The organism is Sporosarcina sp. PTS2304, from assembly GCF_003351785.1.
Classification (GTDB): domain Bacteria; phylum Bacillota; class Bacilli; order Bacillales_A; family Planococcaceae; genus Sporosarcina.
Genome location: NZ_CP031230.1, coordinates 2,976,325 through 2,997,140, shown reverse-complemented (window position 1 = coordinate 2,997,140; position 20,816 = coordinate 2,976,325). Strand labels below are relative to the sequence as shown.

The 20,816-nt window shown below is 38.6% G+C and carries 11 protein-coding genes and 1 pseudogene; 1 reads left to right on the top strand and 11 read right to left on the bottom strand.

From position 1 onward, the window contains the following. Window positions 1-464 precede the first annotated feature (464 nt). From putP to DV702_RS14280, 9 genes are all read right to left on the bottom strand, one after another. Window positions 465-1,946 carry a sodium/proline symporter PutP gene (gene putP / locus DV702_RS14320; protein ID WP_114925351.1) on the bottom strand — a complete coding sequence of 494 codons (1,482 nt, stop codon included), beginning with the start codon at window positions 1,944-1,946 and terminating at the stop codon, window positions 465-467. Between the two features lie 186 nt (window positions 1,947-2,132). After that, window positions 2,133-3,107, bottom strand: a complete 975-nt coding sequence (locus tag DV702_RS14315; protein ID WP_114925350.1) for a proline dehydrogenase family protein — start codon at window positions 3,105-3,107, stop codon at window positions 2,133-2,135. Window positions 3,108-3,370: 263 nt separating this feature from the next. Then, a complete protein-coding gene (locus DV702_RS14310; RefSeq protein WP_114925349.1) occupies window positions 3,371-4,897 on the bottom strand; it encodes a GGDEF domain-containing protein in 1,527 nt (508 codons plus the stop codon). Window positions 4,898-5,292: 395 nt separating this feature from the next. Beyond that, on the bottom strand, window positions 5,293-9,687 hold the full coding sequence (locus tag DV702_RS14305) for a coiled-coil domain-containing protein (protein ID WP_114925348.1): 4,395 nt from the start codon (window positions 9,685-9,687) through the stop codon (window positions 5,293-5,295). Continuing rightward, on the bottom strand, window positions 9,665-10,432 hold the full coding sequence (locus DV702_RS14300) for a DUF6063 family protein (protein WP_240315633.1): 768 nt from the start codon (window positions 10,430-10,432) through the stop codon (window positions 9,665-9,667). Before DV702_RS14300 ends, DV702_RS14305 begins: the two co-directional genes overlap by 23 nt. Beyond that, window positions 10,416-11,918: a replicative DNA helicase gene (locus DV702_RS14295; RefSeq protein ID WP_240315632.1), complete on the bottom strand. Its 1,503-nt coding sequence runs from the start codon at window positions 11,916-11,918 to the stop codon at window positions 10,416-10,418. The genes DV702_RS14300 and DV702_RS14295 overlap by 17 nt, the downstream gene beginning before the upstream one ends. Further along, window positions 11,900-12,922 (bottom strand): Wadjet anti-phage system protein JetD domain-containing protein, encoded by a 1,023-nt coding sequence (locus tag DV702_RS14290; RefSeq protein ID WP_114925346.1) that lies wholly within the window; start codon window positions 12,920-12,922, stop codon window positions 11,900-11,902. Before DV702_RS14290 ends, DV702_RS14295 begins: the two co-directional genes overlap by 19 nt. 393 nt (window positions 12,923-13,315) lie before the next feature. Further along, the gene (locus tag DV702_RS14285; protein ID WP_114925345.1) at window positions 13,316-14,368 is read right to left on the bottom strand and encodes an IS4 family transposase; all 1,053 of its coding nucleotides are present in this window, start codon (window positions 14,366-14,368) and stop codon (window positions 13,316-13,318) included. A gap of 835 nt (window positions 14,369-15,203) precedes the next feature. Further along, window positions 15,204-18,296, bottom strand: a complete 3,093-nt coding sequence (locus DV702_RS14280; RefSeq protein WP_162805818.1) for a hybrid sensor histidine kinase/response regulator — start codon at window positions 18,294-18,296, stop codon at window positions 15,204-15,206. Window positions 18,297-18,487: 191 nt separating this feature from the next. Between DV702_RS14280 and DV702_RS17130 the strand changes: the two are divergent. Beyond that, window positions 18,488-19,027, top strand: a pseudogene (locus tag DV702_RS17130) (transposase); the annotation flags it as partial. Here DV702_RS17130 and DV702_RS14265 read toward each other — a convergent pair. Beyond that, window positions 19,028-19,330 carry a CPBP family intramembrane glutamic endopeptidase gene (locus tag DV702_RS14265; protein ID WP_240315739.1) on the bottom strand — a complete coding sequence of 101 codons (303 nt, stop codon included), beginning with the start codon at window positions 19,328-19,330 and terminating at the stop codon, window positions 19,028-19,030. It abuts the pseudogene before it with no gap. A gap of 299 nt (window positions 19,331-19,629) precedes the next feature. Continuing rightward, window positions 19,630-20,808, bottom strand: a complete 1,179-nt coding sequence (locus DV702_RS14260) for a spr1629 family repressor/antitoxin (protein ID WP_114925340.1) — start codon at window positions 20,806-20,808, stop codon at window positions 19,630-19,632. Between the last annotated feature and the right edge of the window lie 8 nt (window positions 20,809-20,816).

Sequence of the window (20,816 nt, the reverse complement as noted above, 5' to 3'; positions counted from 1 at the left end):
CTGGAGGATCAGTGCGACAGGCGTAATCGCCAATGCACTTCTGGCGAGTCCGCCGCGCACCCTCAGGAAAGCGTCCGGTTCTGTAGGGAGAATCCTCACACGTACACTACTTTTCTGCACTGCACTGGAGAAGTCACTTCCGCCACTCCAACTTATGGACGAACACCAACTGACTTCCCGACACAACCTCAAGGATTCTCCCGGAAGAACCGGCGACTCCTGGAGGATCAGTGCGACAGGCGTAATCGCCAATGCACTTCTGGCGAGTCCGCCGCGCACCCTCAGGAAAGCGTCCGGTTCTGTAGGGAGAATCCTCACACGTACACTATTTTTCTTTACTGCAAAGGAGAAGTCACTTACTCCACTCCAACTTCTGGACGAACACTAACTCCCTTACCCTAGTCAAAAGCATCTCATTTCCAAAAGCCAATTCGTTCCTTCGAATAAACAACAGATTTGATATATTATTTATCCTTCTGCAATAACTCCATCGCATCCGTAAACTCTTTGTCGATTTCCGCATTCGGACGATACGTCAGCAAACTGACAACATACGTAACGACGAAACAAATAATGAAACCTGGTACAATTTCATACAATGTTGTTTTAAGTATGTCGATATTTCCCCAGATCAAGACTGTAACCGCTCCTGCAATAATACCTGCAAGCGCTCCTTTTGCCGTAATCTTTCTCCAATACAATGAAAGTAAGATGATTGGTCCAAATGAGGCTCCGAATCCTGCCCAAGCAAACGACACGATGCTCAAAATTGATTCGTTATTCGGCCATGCCAAGAACATCGCCACGATCGAAACGATCAATACTGCCATCCGACCGTAGAAAACATACTGCTTATCTGATGCATCTGTTTTAATTACTGCTTTGTATAAATCCTCGATTAAAGCAGAAGATGTTACGATCAGTTGGGATGAAATCGTACTCATAACAGCTGCTAAAACAGCCGCCAATACTACCCCGCCGATGAACGGGTGGAAAAGGATCTGACCGAGCACGATAAATACCGTTTCCGCATCTGCAAGTGTCGTATTATTTTGTTGGTAGTACGCGATACCGACGAGTGCCGTTCCTACCGCTCCAAACAAACTCAAAATCATCCAACCAATACCGATGCGCTTAGCTTTTTTAATTTCTTTCACTGAACTGATAGCCATGAAACGAACAATTATGTGTGGTTGACCAAAGTACCCAAGACCCCACGCTACTGCCGATAAGATACCGAGGAAAGAAGCCCCCGAAACAAAGTTCAGCAATTGCGGATCTACTGCACGAATACTTTGTGTTGTTTCTTGAAAACCACCTGTCAGAAAGAGACCAAAAATCGGAACTAGCAATAGGGAGAAGAACATAATAACGCCTTGCACGACGTCGGTATAGCTGACCGCCAAAAATCCGCCGAACAGCGTATAAAAGATGACGACAGCTGAAACAATCAGTAACCCAACGTGATAGTCCAAACCAAATGAACTAAGGAAAAATTTCCCTCCTGCTACCATTCCAGAAGAAACGTAAAATGTAAAGAAAATCAATATAACAATACCTGAAACAATACGAAGCAAGCGGGACTTGTCTTTCAAACGACTCTCCAAGTAACTCGGAATTGTAATGGAATCCCCTGAAACTTGTGTATACGCTCGCAGACGAGGTGCAACAAGAACGTAGTTTAAATACGCACCAAGTGTCAAACCGATCGCAATCCACGTCTCGACCAATCCGTTCATGAAAATAGCACCTGGAAGTCCCATCAATAACCAACCGGACATATCTGCAGCTCCTGCGCTTAGTGCAGTAACTAAAGGTCCGAGTGAACGCCCCCCCAGCATGTAATCAGTCAGATTAGACGTACGTTTATACGCATACCAACCGATAAAAATCATGGCAGACATATACACAACAATAGCGATTAACTGATACATTTCATTGGACATAGCGAAACTCCTTTCTATTTTTAATATTAACTACACTATAACATAGTTAATACAGAATATTTTGAAAAACAAAGGCTGTCACGCAAGCGATAGATTCATGACAGCCTCTAATTCAATTACATAATACTTCTACTGTAGTCTTAATTCGCCTTGAACATCCACAGTATAAATCTCGAGATATCCATATTATTTTTTCTTCGTAAGTCTGCCAAGTAAAAATGCCCCTGCCGTTAAGCCAATCAATACATTATTCTTTTTTGTAAATGTTTGTTTCACAACTAAATTCAAGTTTTGCGGTCTTTCAGCTAAGCGACGCATGAAATAGCCGTACCAGTCATTTCCAAACGGTACATACGTCGTAAAGTTATAGCCTTCTTGCGCTAGTTGCAATTGAAGTTCTTTACGGAATCCGTATAGCATTTGGAATTCATATTGTTCATTCGGGATATTATGTTCTTTAGCGAATCGCTTTACATGATTGATGACATGATGATCATGCGTCGCAATCGATGTAAATTTCCCATGTTGTAAATGCCATTCGATCAATCGAATAAAGTTCGCATCAATTTCTTCTTTCGTTTGATACGCATGCTCTTCCGTCTCTTTATACGCACCTTTTACAATACGCAAACGGAAATTTTTATACTTTTCGATATCATCTTCTGCACGATAAAAATATGCTTGAATAACTGTTCCTACATTATCGTATGTTTTTGACAACTCATCTAAAAGATCAAACGACGGCTGTAAGTGGAGATGATCTTCCATATCCAGATTGATAAAGATATCGTACTCGTTTGCTTTTTTCACAATTTCCGTCAAGTTTTCTAAACAGAAATCATAGTCGATATCAAGTCCTAGTTGTGTAGGCTTCAATGAAATATGAGCATCCACTTCTTCCGTATGAATCGCTTCAATCATTTGGAGAATTTGCTCTTTTGCTTTAATCGCTTCCTCTTTTTCAAAAACAAACTCACCCAAGTTGTCCACTGTACAAGAAATCCCATGAGCATTTAGTTTTTTAATGCTTTCAATCGTTTCAGCAATTGTCGTTCCTGCTACGACGTTTTGTGCACCTAGTTTTAAACCGTATGTCTTCGCTGCTTTGTTCAATAATTGGTTTTTAGATAAACCGATGAAAAAATCTTTTACTAATGGCATGATGCTATCTCCCTCGCTAATATATTTATAGTATTGATTAAGTGTGTTTAGTATGTAACCGCTTTCCTACTTTATTGTACACCCGACAAAAGACTGATGACAATGGCTACAAGCGACAAGAAAAAACCGCTCTGTTTGTCGGAAAGTGACAACAGTTGTTAAGGAACTGTTTTATTATTTATGAAGAAAACGTGGCTGGATCGTATATAAAAAAAGCCTACTACGTGCGCAGTGCATGTAGTAGGCTATTTGTATTCTCCTATCTAACCCAAAACTTCTACTTTATACTTTCGCTTCGCGGTATACATAGCTTGATCTGCATAATGGATAAGCGTCTGTCCATCTGTTCCATCTTCAGGAAATTGACTGACACCCATGCTAAGTGAAACTGGTATGTCTGAATAATTTCTGGAAATATATTGTAAGAACGACGATTTCACACTTTCAATAAATCGCTCCTGTTGGCTAGAATGTACGTCTCGTAAAAATAAAACAAATTCATCTCCGCCCAGTCGTGCAACTTCCCCTATATCATCTACTGCATGCTGCAATATACGTGCTATCACTTGAAGCAATTCATCTCCCGCTTGATGGCCGTACGTGTCGTTTAAACATTTGAAATTATCAACGTCTAGCAAAAACAAGCTAAGTGTTTTTTGTTGTTTTGCAGACGATTCTAACGCATTTTCTAAATGTTTAGTAAACAATCGGAGATTAGGCAGCCGAGTTAACGCATCATGATATGCAAGAAACTCGATTTCTCTTTGATACTGCTTTTGTAGCGTGACATCGTGAAGAAGTAAAAGAATGTGCATCTGATTCTCTACCAGTAAATAATCTGCATGTACAAGTAATGAAAATTCTACATCATTGGTCTCAATACTTAACGCATAATCTTTAATTTGACTTTCTTTCATAAGCTGATTCTTCAAGTCTTCGCTTAGCACTGAAAATAACTGTTCTTGCGAAAGGTTCAAACGATCAAGTAATTGTTTTGCTGCAGGATTGGCTTCATGAATTATCCCATGAAAGTCAAGAAGTAAAATGGCATTAGGATTTAACTGGAACAACTTTTCATAGCGCTTATCGTATAAATTCAAAAAATCATACTTTTTCATAATTCGTCGAAGGAAATAACACCAAACGATACCCGCATATATATAAGGATAAGGCGGTAATATATTTATGTATGGAAAAAAGCCTAATATAATATTTAGTGCAATTGCCACACATACTCCTATTAATAATTGGTGATAAATCGCCTGCTGTTCTACCAATTTCGTCTTCGATTTTGCAATCCATAAAGGAAGTAAAAACATACAATCTATTATAGTACTGACGATCATCGCTATATAATAACTCTCGTTGTAACTAGGATATTTCCACATTCCGACTTCAAAAAAATCTTCCGTATATATTATTTCGGCACCTGTAAAAATATTTATGACCACTACGATCAAAGGAATATAAAAGATATACGGATATAGAAAACGCGGCCATTTAGCATGTAAACCTGTAAATTTAATAATAAAGTGAAAGCACAATGCAGGAATAATAGATCCAACACTACTTAACCAAAGAGAAGAAAGAATAGGACTATATTTTATAGAGACTTGGTTTCTCACAAACTCTTCTACAAATAATAATAAAAAGCAACAAGCAATAAGACTTAATAGCACGTGCTCTGTTTTTCTTTTATTACGAAGGAGTATATCTGTTGCCATATATGTCAAAAACAAAATGGGTAATCCATGCGTTAGTAAAAGTAGTAGTGCCTCGTTTAACTCCATATATGTATTGCGCTCCCCTCGTAATTACATCTATATAAAATCCCTTTTTAAATCACTCCTATCTTAATCTTTTACAGGTAAAATTCTATTAGCGCAATAGGTATATAGCACTCGTATCGTATAGTGAATATAGTATATTAATAAAGACTAAAGTATCATTTTATTACGTGAATGATAAAGGTAAAGCAATGATAAAATTTGAGTAAAAGTTATTGAATGCTTACTTGATGAGGAAATTACATAGTCGATTCACTATTTTCACAAATGATTATAGAGTTAAAGTAAGACTATCAGAATTACATGGAAATATCGAAGAGCGAAGGAATAGCGGCTATGAAAAAGGTATCTGTGTAAGAAACATGATAGTTTCACGCACAGATACCCAAAAGGTTATTTTATTCAAATAACTTTATTTGTTCTACTTGATTTAGTCGTTCGAATTTCTCTGGCTCCAAGTCTCGCAAATAGGCAGATTGGATAGCCTTTTTTGTCGTCATGACTTGACGGTCGCTTCCAATCGCTTGGCGTAGGCGGCAACTGTAGACGACTGGGAAGAAATCTCGGAGGAACTTTCCTTCCGCATGTGCTGTCAATGTGATGATTTGAAAACCTAGTTGTTCTGCAATAAAAAATACCGGTGTGAGTACATGACTACTAGATGCTTTACCAAATGGATTATCTAAAATAACCGAACGGTGCCGCTTCATATGTGGTTGAATATGTTGCTTTTTCTCGGCTACATAATTGAGAAGGCCTAAAAAGAGAGACATATTTTTACTCCACTTTTCTCCACCTGACCAGCTATTTGATTCTTCCCACGTATATGCAGCGCGCGAAATCTTATTATCATTCGTCACTTTATGACAAGAAATTCGAATCGGTTTATTTTGAAGAACTACTTGCAGCAACTGACGTGAGTTCAACCATCTTTCCAAACGATTCCTCACTTTTATATGATCTAATTCCCCATCATCTGAACGATATTCTTCCAATTCCAATTGTGCTAGAATCCAATGGATATGTGAGCGCAAAAGTTGTTTCCCTTCATGATCTAGCCATTCAGGAACCGTAATGTGAAAGACTCGACGCCAGCTATCTTCTATTTTTACAGCTGTTTTTTTAGGAATTGTAAGCAATTCATTTCGCAAATTACGAATATGCGTACTCATATGACGAAGGAATAGTTCCAGTTCTTTATCATGAGACTGAATATGTTGTTCCGCATATTGTTCGGCTGTATGCAATCGTTTCTCTAACAGTTGTTTATAATACAATACATCTTGATAAGAACTTCTTGTTTCAATTCCTTGAACAGCCGTCTGTTTGAGGCGGCTATCCGTAATCGTTGTGCGACAAAAAGCGATATAATTCATACTCTCTTTATCCACCCTCAACATTTCCTCTTCATACATTTGACCTGAATCTTTTAAATCTTTTCGGACTTTTACTATTCTTTTATTGGCATGATAGCTAAAGTCCACCATTTCCTCGTTAGACAATTCGATTGCATTAATTTCTTCTAGTAAAAACTGATGAATGACTGCATCATTCTGCAATATCTCTTTCATCTTCTGCCAATGTTCCACTTGCTGTGAAATATGCAGTCTGTCACGTTCTAATGAATTAAAAGACTGTCTCCATGTTTGCCATGCCAGCTGTAATTCTTGATTTTCGATCGATAATGCTTGATGGAATTCTAACGGATCCTGTACCTCTGATTGTTTTACCTGCACACGCCCTTGTTGCCGATCGACTTCCCTTTGCTTTGTACGTTCCATTTTCTCTGCATCTTCTTTAGCTGCTTCGAGCGCAGGTAATTTTGCAGTACACGCTCTAATTCGTTCTTTCCCGTTGGAAGGGAAATCCCCCACGTCTTTCAAAATCATTGGATTGTCTAACGTAATACTTTCAATTTGTAGTACTACACCTTCCAATTGTTCCATTGCGCCTTGTAATTCACGTTTGACTACATTCTGTTCAGCTACTAAGCCTGACACTTTTCGTTCCCACTCTTCATACTCTTCCATTATAATTTTTATTGGTCGGTTAGAGAACATAGTACGTTCATGCTTTACTTTAGCAAAGAGCGGATGATCAATGACTTCTTTCGCAAGTTGTGCTTCTGTTTCCCGAATGATGCTTTCCGTATCATTCAAATCCTCCTGACGTTCATCAAGATAACGATCAGCTTTTTTCTTATCCTTTGTGAACGTAAGGATTTCCTCTTCGTAATACTTTTTTGTTTTTTCATGTTCTAATTTTTTTCGTTTTTTCTTCAAATAATTTTTAGCTTTTTCTATATATATCGTGAATCCCTGTAGCTCATTCGTTAAGTTATCGATTTGGTTTCTGTTATTTTCCATTTCTTGCTGGTAACTAGAAATTTGTTCCCGATTTTTAGTCATCTGTTTGTCCAACTCAAATTCTTTCCGTTGCAATTCATTCACTTCGAGTTGTAATTTCTGTTTATAACTGAGTGGATAACGTTGAATGAAGTGTTGGAATGCCTCATATAATCTCTTCCGTTGTTCCAGTTCCAAATGAAGACTTTTCCGAATTTCCGTGGCAGCTTCTGCTTTGTTTCGAATGTCCTTTTTCCATTCCTCGAATGCTTCACTAGTCAACGCGGACGTCCAATGTGCCGGTGTAATCCAGTCGACCTCATGACTTTTTCCTCCCTGCACAATAGCTGTTGCTTCATCTAATGTCAAAATATGTACAGGGAATTGTAATTCTTTTTGGCTATCCTGCAATTTCTTTAGTAGAGAAGGCTTTTCTTTTTCTATTGTGATCAAAGCCATTGCCCAAAACGGATAGTCTTCTGTTAAGGTCTCTTCCATTTTCAAGTTCATCATAAATTCGATACCCGTCTGTAAAAAGGAAAACTGGTTTTGCCAACGGTTCAATTGGTCAGCTAGAACTGCATCTGCAAAAAAGTATTGTTGGTCTTTATAGTCATCGTAAAGACGTGTTGCAGCACGTTCATCTGCCAACAACATTTCAAATTGACTAGTATATCTAATGATATCTTCCTGTACAGACTGTTCGATCGATTCTTGACGATCATAAATAGAATCAAGATTTGTCCACACTATTGATGACTCTTGCAACTTGGCTATTACTAGTTGCTCCTCACCCAGAATCTCCTTGACATGCATCTTCTTTTCCGTGAAATATCTGCGTACATCTTTCAATTGCTGTTGTTGATCATCCTGTTCCTCCACCGCTTTTTCCGAAAGTATTTTCAACTGTTTATTACGATTTTTCAGCCCAATGATTTTTTCATCCAGTTGCACATGCTCATTGTTCCACAGCTTTTGTTGTTCTTCTATCGAAATATGGGATTGATCGAGAAGAATTTCTTTTTCAACCTCCTCCATTTCTCTTTGTAAATTCGAAATCATTATACTTTCCGCATGTTCGTTTAAGCGACTTGTATCAATTTTTTTTTGTAAACTCTTAACGGTTTCCGTTTCTTGCTGTATATTATTTTTAATTTGCCGTAATTCTCCATTACTACTTTTCAACTTCTTTTCAAACGTTGCTTTCTTCTTTTCAAATGCTCCAGCAAGTTGTTGTCCCACCGCTTGGAATTGTTCAAGCGCGTCTTCAGATTCAACCTTTTCATCCCAAACTAGCAATTCTTGTTGTAAACGTTCGATTCGTGATGATAAAGCTTCCTGTTGTTGCAACTGATCTGCAAGTCGTAAGTGGTCAAGTTGTGTTTTGACCGCCCTCCATTTTGCTTCAGCTTTCCTTGACTCACTTTGCAAAGTACGTAACTGTTCTTCCAATTCCTTCAGTTTGTCTTGTTCGACAGCAATCGCAAGAGATTTTTCACGATGAGTCAGCACCTTTTTATCTACTTCTAATCCATCAAGCGCTACATCAGCTTCTTGCAATTCATCTTGGAAACTAGCATGCTCTTTATCGGCATATTGAGCATATGCTTTTGCGGTCATTTTGCTTTGCACGTAGACCGTTCTTTTCTGCTCTAGACGTTCAAAGTGAGTAGTTAACTCGTCCAACCGTGTCTGTATTTTACGATATTCACCTAACTTGTCTTGGAAATGTTTATATTCCTGAAATGAGTTCAAGCGTGATTCAAAACTAATAGCGAATTTATCGGACTCAAACCCAGCCATGCCTTCTTCAATAGTAGGAATTAGCAATCGATCGACCAATTGTCCAGTCGTTCGACAATCATCAAAGAAGCGTTCTACGTCACCTTCTCCGCTGTTGATCTTGACGATGCTTTCCCATTCAGAAGAAACGATATGGAAGTTTTCTTCTAAGTGTGCGATATAGCGTTCTTTCGTATCAAACGTATGGGCATTCATTTGCTGCTTGTCCATCTGATTGTAATAATCCTGCATTTCACCTTTTTCCGCCGGACGCTTCCCACGAATAAAGGGTAGGTTTTCAATGGAATGCGCGTCTTCCGAACTGTATTCATATACATATTTCAACGAATCTAAACTTTCCTTCGTCATAAAAAGTGTCACGCATGTCAATCCATAACGCCGCGGTTTTTCGCTTAATATCCATTCAATGGCGATATGCGCGGGTCCTTCATCTAACCGTAACGTGTCTTTCATTTTCCGATTCGCTACTTGAACATGCGGAATGATTGCTTGCAATGCTGTTTGAATAAAAACCGTCTTACCGCCACCATTTTCTAATACTACAGCCCCGTTATGTCCGTCAAAAAGAAAAACTTCGTCGTTATAGCGCTTGTCTCCATTTTCATAGACTACGTTTGTAAACCTAATCTTCGAGATTGTCGGCATCGCTTGAATCCTCCTTTTTTTCAGCTTCCTTGCGATAAAGAAATTCCAATATGCCACGGTTATAATCTAAATCCATAAAATAACGTTGAATGACGGTCTTTGCTTTTTCAGTTAACTTTATTTCGTTATTTCCGATATCTTGAACTAGTCCTTGGTCGACCAAGAAACGTCGAACCGTATCTAGAAAACTTAACCGGCTAATAGTATTGCCTGTTTGCTTTTTAGCCTGCTCTTTTAAATCGTCCATGCTGTCCCATTTGTCGATAATCGTCTGCCAGTTATAAGAGAATTCTAGAGAACATGATTTCAAATCTTCTACGTCATGCTCTTTCAACGTTTCTATTCGCTGTTGAACTGCAATAACCCAATCACTTATTTGAATGAAATCACGGGTCGGTTCTTGCGATAGATAACTATTGTAGAACTCGCCAAAAAGTACAAGTGTTGTGAAGTAAAGGAGATATAAATCCGCATTGGTGGCGCCTGACTTTAAATAGGTTTTTCGTAAGTACTCATTGCTTACATGGAATGGAGAATCGCCGACTGTCGGAATGAGCAATAATTCCTGACCGACCGTAATAAGATCACAACCGACACTCTTAACAAATTCATTGATTAGTCCACGGATCTTATCGTCAGCAAGATACAGATGATAATGGGTTTTCCCCGCTTTACCAGTAGTCGATAGAATTTGAAACATCTCAAAAGTTTGACGCACGGTTGCTGCTTCATATAACATCATCATCTACCTCCTCTATCTTTATTTCCATGTTCTGAATTGAATATCTTTTATGTGGTGCAAGAACATTTTTACATTCAACGACCTCCAACGTTCGATCTTCCAATAACCTCCGAACGCCATCGAGCACATGTGTTTCTTCGCTTTGCTCTTCATCATTCGGCAGTAATGGAGAACGATGATGAAGAAGTAAAAAGAAATCATAAAACATACGAGAATCGAGCATTTCTATGTATGAGGAGCGTTGAATATATAAGATGAATTCATCCAAAGTAATGGATTTTTCTTCTTCCATACATTCAAGGAGCAGAGAAAATAGTATGGTATATTGGTTGCGAATGAGCATGACATATTCCTCTTCTTCTTTGGATTCTACTTCTAAAAAGTCTGAGCCTTTAACATCTTCACGAATATCACGTATCTGCTGATCTGCAAACAATGTAAGTGGAGACCATAACTTCGCTTGTTCTAAAGATAAAAACGGAGCTACCAATCCTTTGATCGATTCCAAAGCGAGGGGTGTGCTAATCACACTTGAAGTAATGTCCTGGTCAAAGTTGAAGGAATCAATCCCCACAAAGTAGAGCGCTTCTTGAGCCGCTTGGAGTGCGCTCGTTTTCAACTCTGTACAAGCATGCAATAAGTCTGCATGTTGGTGATGGACTTCTTCTAAATGTGTTGAGATTTGCAGGATCAGCGCATAAGCTTCTTGTTCTTTTTTCGTATGATCCTTATAATACAGCCTCTCTTTTGTTTCATTGACAAATTCTTGCAATGCTTCGAATTCTTCATGTTCCATAGATAGACGCAGTAAAATATCTTCGATTAATCGAGAATATCGCTGAAATGTTTCTTCGGATGTAATATTTCTCTTCAACTCATGCGTTAAATGTAGGATGCGTTCTTCAAGCGATTCAACGTCGATTCTCATTTCATTTATTTGGCGTAAGGCCCCTTTGAATTCACCTTTTTCAAGTTGTTTTCGCAATAATAATTGATTGATTGAAAGTTGAAACTCACTATAAAACTCTTTTGTTGCGAAGACCAGTTCAAGTCCGTCATCGTCCAGTGTGTAATACTGAGTATTCGTTTTCACATCAAATGTATTTGCCTTGAAAAATGAAAAACTAATGATTTCCTCTTGCCCACTTTCCCAATCCATATAGGTAACGCTATAGCGCTTGCCCGTCGGAGGACGAAAAACTTGAAGCACATCCCGACTTAAACTTTCCCATCTGGCAGGAGAAAGTGCGTACACAGCACCAGTTTTCATTTCCAAAAACGCAGTTAGCTCCCTCACTCCCACTTTTGTATTTCGGATTAATTTCTGTTCAAAAAAATAGAGCAAGCAAAGAAGTCCCATTCCCGCGATATCAACTTTTTTATCCTTGTCATCCCGCATAGTTTTACGTTTTAAATCTTGAAAGGGCTCGAAAAGGGCGATTCGTGTGAAACGTTCTTTATATCCTGATGTTAGTTCGTAGGCATCCAATTCGCTTCCCTCCAAATCGTTTGTAATTCATTCGTTTGTAAAATTTCTTGCGGATAATACATACCATCAGCTAACGATTGCTCTATTTGCTGTTGTAACTCTTTCGGAAAATAGGAAGAAAATGCACCGACAGCTTCATTGTTTCGTGTTTGATTTTGCTTTCCACTTGGCGAAGGTTTAGAAAGTGCTTCTTCATAGAATGGTAATGCGGGCTGAATTTTAACTTTCTTTGATAAATTATACCAAATCGTGAGTCCCGCATAGTCAATATCGCCAAAATAATAAAAGCTATGTTCGCTGTTTAGTACAGGATATTGGTGGTGAAAGTTCTCTATACTTTTTACAATTTTATTCCCTACACCATAAATAAGTGTCGAGAAGTCTGTGTCTTGTAAGACGGGTAAGAGTGCTTGATAGGTGGTTTTATTTTCAATAATTAAGTGCATTTGCGTAGTCGCCTGTACTTTATTTGGATTGATTGCGAACATGAGTGGATCTGCAACCGGAATGATTAACAATTTACCCCAAAGTTCAATACGCTCCAAAACTTCCTTGCCTCCCAACTCCGTTATCCACTTTTCGTTTGATACCAATTCAAAAGAACGTTCTGGTGCTGCCGCATATGTAGTAGGTAATGATTGTCGGTTTAGGTAGGCATGAATAGCTTTCAGATAAGGATAATCTCCATGCCAGCGTTCAAATGGTAAGTTAAAATATGTTTCGATTCGTATGAATGGATGGAGTTGGATCCTTGCCGCCACAAGTTCTTTGTGAAATTGCTGTTGAAGCGATTGAAGATGGATACGATATCCGAGTCCCAAAGCAGGCTGTTTATTATTCGTTCCGTGTGATTTGATTGGTGTAAGGACATTGTCTGATTCAAGAGATAAAATAAGTTCCGAAAATGTCGCATAGTTAAGAGAGGAACAAAATTGTTCTAGTTCGTGTAATGTGACCGTTTTCTTTTTTAAATTTAGTAAAAATGTACGGATATGATTCTCCATTGAGTTCACCTTTTTTAACTGTATTTTAAATGAATAGATTTTGATTTTTCAGTTATAATTTCTAGTGCGTATTTTAATTCTATCATAGGTGTAATTGTCTTTCCTTGATATGTTGTACGTCTATTTTTAACGTGATCTCACTAGCAATTACGAAAAAAACTAGAGATTTAAAATCCCTAGTTCAACTACTTAGCTTTATTTTCCGTACAGTTCGGCCTTTCGAAACTCTCTTGTATTCATGCAAATTCACTAGCATCGCACAAATAAGTTCTTAATATTCTGTCTACACTTTTCTGTCCTTAAGGAAAAAAACGAAGACAGCTGAACAGAGACAGTCAACATCCATTTTTTCACTATACCTTTTGACTACTGTGACAGAAACGAATTGCCTCGTTACGGCACGCTTTTGCCTTCGATTTTTCGCAGCCAGATATGCGCGGACTTCCACAAAGACACCTTTAAATAGCCGCTGAACTGCAAGTAAATTCGCTCACTTTTTGTTTGTAACTGCGCTAGCACATTCAAGCAGTAGACGATCATCGCAAGATACACTTGGTTGTGTACGCCCTGCTGGTTTTGCGCGTAGAACTTCTTGATGTTCAAATGCTGTTTCATCCATTTGAAGAACAGTTCAATAGCCCAGCGCGATTTATACAGATCTGTGATTTCGTCGGCAGATAAGTCAAACCGATTTTGCGTTGTGCCCATCACAACCATTTCATCCGATAATACCAGGGTATCTTCTGGCAACTCGAAGTATTCGAGCGAACGGACAACTGCATTTTTCCGCAGACGAGAGACGAAGAAATACCCCTCATCTGTCATGAGGTCAAACCGTTCGTAATCCAAATAGCCGCGGTCGAACACATACAGACATTCCTTATCATCGACCAGAATCTCCAGTTGACCGCGGTCGTGTTCTTTGGCGTTCGTCAAGACCGCCTGATCAGGGTAGGAACAACCATTTTTCATAAACACAAGGCGTAGATGGAGCTTGATACCGGACTTCGTTTTTCGAAATTCTGCCCATCGGTGATGATTCAAGTTCAAAGGCAGCGTGCTGGAATCGATAATTTTCAGTGGAGTTGTCCGGTTGCGACGTGTCTGGAAATCAGTAGCGCAGTGGATCTGTGAGACCAAATCATGAAAAATGGCCTGAAAGAATTCCGTCGGCACCTGTCGTAAACGCCTGCTAAGTTGTGAGAAGCTGATGGAATCCAAGTTCCTGGCTTCCTGTAGTTCTTCGGAAAAGACACTGTCACTGACGGCGCGTAAACTTTCCGTCTCATGAAGCTGTGCGTACAAAAGTAAGTCCATAAACGAAGTCATATGCAGCTTCTTAGTATTGTGATCAAGACAATGAATCTGAACCTGTTCCGCAAATAGTTCATTGGAAATCGGTGTAGCCCATTCCATAAATACTGTTTTTCGTGTAATCTTATCCATGAGATTGTCCTTTATGTATGGATTTGGATGGATTACTGCCTCCAACCCATTATAATGGATTTTTTTATGGAAAAGAGTAAGTAAAGAGTATTCAGAGTTCGATGCTCCAACTCGTTATTTTAATGCGACACTAGTGATATATGATGAGTTAAATTTTCTGCATGGAAAGTAATTTTGCTTGTACCACACTTAGTCGCTGTCCGTTACAGGCGGCGACTCCTGCGGGAACAGCACGAGCCGAAGACCCTGGACTGAGCGCAGCGAGGGAAGCGGCTGAGGCCGTGCCCGCGGAAAGCGTCCGCCTGTAACGGACAGCAACTTTTTAAGATGAATGCAGCTTTTTATTCTCATCTTATATAATCACAGATTTATTCTTGATAGCTGTACGGTTAAGAATGTATTTGCACAAGTGTTTAATGATTTTTGCGGAACTGTTGATCAGTTTTATAAACAAAACTTAGATACTATCAATCTGATTCAAACCTATAAAAACTTAAGGAAAATGGTGTTAATTATTAAGGTACCAGGCCCTCACACAACTCAGAAATGATTTAGAATTGTATGCGGACTAGGTACCACTTATCTAAGCGTATATACGGAGACCGAAAGAATGAGCAAAGCGCAGCCGGTTTATTGGCAAGGCCTTGCAGTGTATTTTTCCCATCGGATAGCCTTCTTAACCAACTGTCTGTTAACGCAAATGAATTATGATCCCTGCCCACGCATCCCTGCAAAATCATAATTCCTTAAGCTTCACAACCATATCTAATCAACTCTTGAACTTTCAAAAATCGACCCCAGTATCGGCTTGTTTCCTCATCTTAACTATTCGCCATCATTTCATGTTACGAGGAACAATAAACGATACCTTCGTCCCCACGTCTTTGACACTTTCAATTTTTAACCCGTGACCAAATTGACGTATTAAACGGAGATCTGTGTTCAACAAACCAATGCCCGTATTACGGCTAGCAGTTTTCTTTAATATTCCCGCTACCTCCGATTTCTCCATGCCTACTCCATCATCTTCCACGGAAATTTCAATATGCGTATCAACTTGTGAAATTCGTATCGTTAGCCGCCCACCTTCTGGGCGCTTCATAATGCCATGATGAATGGCGTTTTCGACAAGTGGCTGAATCGTTAGTGAAGGAATAACGACTGCTAAATCTTCATCTTTCTCCCATATAACGTGCAATCGATCTACAAATCTCTCTTTTTCGATCAGTAAATAAGCCTGGATTAGTTCCAATTCATCTTCAAGTGGCACAAGTTCATTCAAATTAGTAAACTTAAATTTCCCGCGTAGTAACTGACTAAACGCACCTAAAACCTTTTGCATTCTTTCCAAATCAATCTCACTCAATGCCATAATTGTATTCAACGCGTTAAATAAGAAGTGCGGTCGAATTTGTGCTTGAAGCCAAGCCGCTTCGATTTGTAGTTTTTCCTGCATTGATTGTTTAACGTTCGTTAACGCTCGGACTCTCGACTTGAATTCCAATGCATCTATGGGCTTCTGAACATAATCATTTGCGCCTGCTAAAAATCCATTTTCAATATCTTTGGGCTGGCTTCTTGCCGTTAATAACAAAATTGGAAGTTCCATTATTGAAAAACGCTCTCGAATTTGCTTCGTTAAATCATACCCCGACATGTGTGGCATCATTACATCTGAAATAACCAAATCCCATTCTTTTTTGTCTAGTAAGATAAGCGCTTCGATACCATTTAAAACTGTTTTCACATTATATTTTTCAGCCGCAAGTATCGTATCAATGACTTGCAAATTAATTGGATCATCGTCGACAACAAGTATGCGTGGCCGCTCTAAATCAACTGCTACATGTTCTTCAACGATTGATTCTTCGAGATGCGTTTTCTTCATGTCACTTTCATCACTAAATTCCATCGAAGATTGTATTTGTGAATGCATGTTACTAATTGCTTCAGAATGAGCTAAAGGAATTTGGAAACTAAACGTTGATCCTTCATCCAAAACAGAATGAACTTGTAATATACTTCCATGGAGCATCACTAGCTTTTGGCTAATATTTAAGCCTAAACCAAATCCGCCATCTTCTCTGTTGCGTCCCTGTACATAGGGTTCAAAAATATTCTTAAGAACCTCTTTTTCCATCCCAATACCCGTATCAGAAATTGATATTTGTGCTTTCCCCTCTTGAATAAATGTTTGGATTGTAATCTCACCATGATTTGTAAATTTAATAGCATTGTGGAGCAAGTTAAAAACAATCTGAGTGAGCCGCTTTTCATCAGCGACAATTAATGGGAAATCATTCGGAATTTTATTAACCATTTGAACTGGTTTTCCCTCTACCATATACTCCAGCATATCAATGACACCTACAGTAACTGCTTGAAGTGAACAAGGCCCAGGCTCCAGTTTCGGATTTCCTTCTTTTAAATGAGTCATATCAAGCAATTCATTAACCATTACTGACATTCGGCGGCTGACCGATATAACTGCCTCTAAATCTTTAACACTTCTTCCTTGTAATGCGGACTGTTCCCTTTCAAGAATTGCTACGGACATATTTAAAATACTATGTAACGGATTTCTTAATTCATGGGACGTATTTGCCAAAAATTCATCTTTTACTTTATCTGCCCGTTGAAGTTCTTCCGCAAACTGATTCGTATCAAGATGCATCTGATGGTATTGCTTAAACCAAACACCTGCGAAACAAATAACAGCAATAATTAGATCGAATGGGTAATAAACTACTTTTAAACCTGTATTCAATGAATATGCCCACCAACCGATATGACTCGCTAAAGCCACACTTGACAGCGCTAACCAAATCCCACCGCTATATTCTTTCTTCGAAATTAGTAGAGCCAATGCGGTAATAGCCGCTGATAAAATCACATACGACAAACTAACTGTCGAAGCAAAATCCAGCGATTCTAGCGGTAAAATCATCACAACTACAATAATGCCTATACTAGCGACCGTGTAGATCGGTAAAAGTGGTTTGAATAATGATTGAATTTGCGGCTTTACACAATGGACCATCGCCAAACCAAAAATAATTAAAAGAGAAAATGACAGTTTAAATGAACCTGTGTAATTCATCTCGATATATTGTAATAATATCTTTTCGTCGCCGCCCATAATATTTGAGATTGAACTTGCGATTAACATTAATGCGAAGTAAAGAAGGCGACGATTTCGAATGCCTATTATAAATAATATACAAGCAAATAAAGCATGAACGAAAAAAATAATTGCGGTAATCACTTGTAGCAGAGTCGATAGTTTTACATCTGCTAAAGTATTCTCCTCGTAACCAAATTTAATCGAACGAACGAGCCCACTTGAACGTGGATCCTCGAAGTTTGTTGCTTGTAAAATAATCTCGATAACTCCCTCTTCATCTGCCCGAATAGAAGACGATGAATAGGGAACATTTAATGCATGAGCATCTTCTTTGTTGTCCGCAACTTCTCCCGATCTCCCCGAAAATAACCCATTAATATACAAGGCGGAGGAGCTACGGACACTTGGAACCTGTATCCCATAAGTTTGATCTTGATCGGGAGTAACTAAAATTCGTAGGTGATAGGAGCCGTATCCATATGGACTTTGATTTTCTGGATTCAACACTTCCGACCAATCTCCCGGTGTATGTATATAACGCTCTGCCACGCCATCGCTGGCCAATGATGCGGTTGTTATATGTTCATAAGGGAAAAATCCCCACTCACCATTCAATGATATTACATTTTTATCCGAAAAATCCCACTCACGTAAATCAAGCACCCCACGCTCAATAATTGGATTTTCTCCCGTTTCGTTAAATGTTTTAATCCACTGTAATCGAAAACCTGTTAGTAATAACGCAAATAAAAGGACAACAACAATCATTAATCCTCTACGCCACTTTTTTGTGAATGTCGCCAATTGCATTCACCCCCTTCATATTAAAAATAGCCGTCTGCTAATCTATATCCCTGATTATTCACCATTCCATATAAAATCCCACTCAAAAGCGTTTGAGTGGGATTTTCCTTTTCACCTAAAAGATGAAAAAAGAATCCGTTTCTGATATGGTTATTGCGACTAAACAAAATACCACAGAAAGGATTCTTATGATGTTTACTTTAACGCAAAACATCCTACACTTCAACCGTTCTATTAAATTATCCTCCAACACGGGCGGTGTCATCTTCCGAGAATTCGATGAAAAATTGGGTTTCTCTCAAACTATCGCAGATCATTTCCAACTTGCCGATGAACGCACATTTTGTATTCATAAAAAAGACAAGTTGCTTCAGCAGAAGATCTATCAGCTGATTGCCTGTTGTCACGAAGACGATGCCGCGGATGATTTGACCACAGTTCCCGTCTTTACACAGATTCTCGACAAGTCGGCCCTAGCTTCCCAGCCGTCCATGTCCCGATTTTTTCGTTGATTTGATCCAGAGGCAATCGACCGTCTCCAGATGGCGAATTAAGATTTACTAGACCGAGTTCACCGTGCACGTCAAACAAAGGCAATGATTGTGGATCTTGGCTCATCGCATGCTGATACATACGGTCAACAAGAAATGACCGCTTACAACGTGCATTATCAGACTATTGGGTTTCATCCGTTGGTCGCATTTGATGGCTTGACCGGCGATTTTCTGCAATTAAATTGTTGATACTAACATATTAACAAAGCCATGAATGAACCAACTTGACAATATCGAGCCGTTGGATTGCTTTTCATTGATCCAACCTAATAAATAACCAGCTACAGTAGTAATGAACATAATAACTATTATACCTAATGGCTCTACAATAGATGTAAATAATATACCATGAACGAATCCGAACAAAAGCCCCTGTATAGTGTTTCCTAATTGAAAGCCAAACTTATGCGCAAAACTTTTTGTTAAAAACCCTCTGAAAAATAGTTCTTCCGAAAATACTGTTTGTAAAAAGGAATATATTAAAGCTAGAAAGAACGCAGATATTCCTTGCCCTGAAAATTAATTGGTTGCCATAGTAGATTCATCGACAAAAAATGTAATGGCCAAGAGAGATGGAAATATCAAAATAACAGATTTGATAGCACTTCATCCAGTAACAGATTCTTAATTTCAAAATCAATATTTTTAAAGGCACTGTTTAATAAAAGGTACCAAGTTCCCAAACAACTCTCAGAACCGGTACCTTTCGTTTCAGTATTTATCTCTTAAATAGATTGGATAAAAACGCAACAACTCTCAAGCGACCTGCTATAAACATATCATTTAATAACCAGCTCACTCATCGTAAAACTCTTACGCTCTTTCTGGAGATACTTGAAAAAGAATTCTTTCTCTATCCCCGTCAGCTGTGTCAAAAATTCTTGATCCACTTTTAATTCATCCAACAAGTCCGATAGTGTAATCAGTCCTTTTTCAAATACTAATTGTAATACGCTTTTCACTTTTGTTGGACGATTAACTAGAATTTTATCATCCAAAGGTTCTATTTTTTTATATCCTTTTTTATTAATGGACATAAAGAAATAACGGTACTGCTGGTATTCCATTAACCCCAATTTGTGTACTTTCATCGCGATGGCTTGCAAAGAGACTTCCCATTTCTCTTTTAGCTCAAGATAAGCATCGGGGTTAGAGACTTTCACTATATCTGTACAATCTTTCTGAAACTCCTCTGGCATCAGGAATGCAGAAGCAAAGCTATTCGCCTCGTCTTCTAACATCCTATAAGAACTTTTATCTTGCATACTGAATTCAACTTTATAGTGCAGTAACAGATGGCCTAGCTCATGCGCCAAATCAAAATTTCTTCTGGCAGCAGACTTTTTTATGGTTCCTAACATAATATACGGTCGATCATCTTCCGTCCAAAGACTGTAAGCATCAATCGTTTCTCCAATTTTCTTTTCAAAAATGAAGACTCCTGCTTTTTCTAATAAGAAAAGAAAGTTTTGATTTGAATTCTCAGGTAGACCCATCGTTTGGCGCGCCAAGTTTGCGATAAAGTGGATTTGGTTTTCACGATTCACGTCAGGATTTTGTTGCACATACGCATACGCTTCATCACGCATCTTTAGCAACAAGCTTGCTGGATAGCTAATTTTAGACTCAATTCTTTTTAAAAATTCATCTAAAAAACGAATATGCAGCAATTCACTTTGTGTTTTACTCAATGAATTGACGGTCTCAGAGCGATAGGCAATATGCTGCACTTTTATATTCTCCATGTTACTTCTGCTCAATAAGTCTTCCCTATAAAAATAAGAAGCTTTCACATGAAAAATCGTCTTTAATTGATTTACGACATCTAACTTTGGAGATGTATAGCCATTCTCGTACTGCCAAATTGCTTGTTCAGTCACTCCAACTTTCTTAGCCAACTGCCCCCTGCTCAATTCATTCATTACACGGATATTGGTTAAACTCTTCCCGATAAACAAGGTGGCAC

Excerpts from the sequence above, each read along its gene's own strand:
- putP (WP_114925351.1), bottom strand. The coding sequence starts at position 1,946 with ATGTCCAATGAAATGTATCAGTTAATCGCTATTGTTGTGTATATGTCT.
- DV702_RS14315 (WP_114925350.1), bottom strand. The coding sequence starts at position 3,107 with ATGCCATTAGTAAAAGATTTTTTCATCGGTTTATCTAAAAACCAATTA.
- DV702_RS14310 (WP_114925349.1), bottom strand. The coding sequence starts at position 4,897 with ATGGAGTTAAACGAGGCACTACTACTTTTACTAACGCATGGATTACCC.
- DV702_RS14305 (WP_114925348.1), bottom strand. The coding sequence starts at position 9,687 with ATGCCGACAATCTCGAAGATTAGGTTTACAAACGTAGTCTATGAAAAT.
- DV702_RS14300 (WP_240315633.1), bottom strand. The coding sequence starts at position 10,432 with ATGATGATGTTATATGAAGCAGCAACCGTGCGTCAAACTTTTGAGATG.
- DV702_RS14290 (WP_114925346.1), bottom strand. The coding sequence starts at position 12,922 with ATGGAGAATCATATCCGTACATTTTTACTAAATTTAAAAAAGAAAACG.
- DV702_RS14285 (WP_114925345.1), bottom strand. The coding sequence starts at position 14,368 with ATGGATAAGATTACACGAAAAACAGTATTTATGGAATGGGCTACACCG.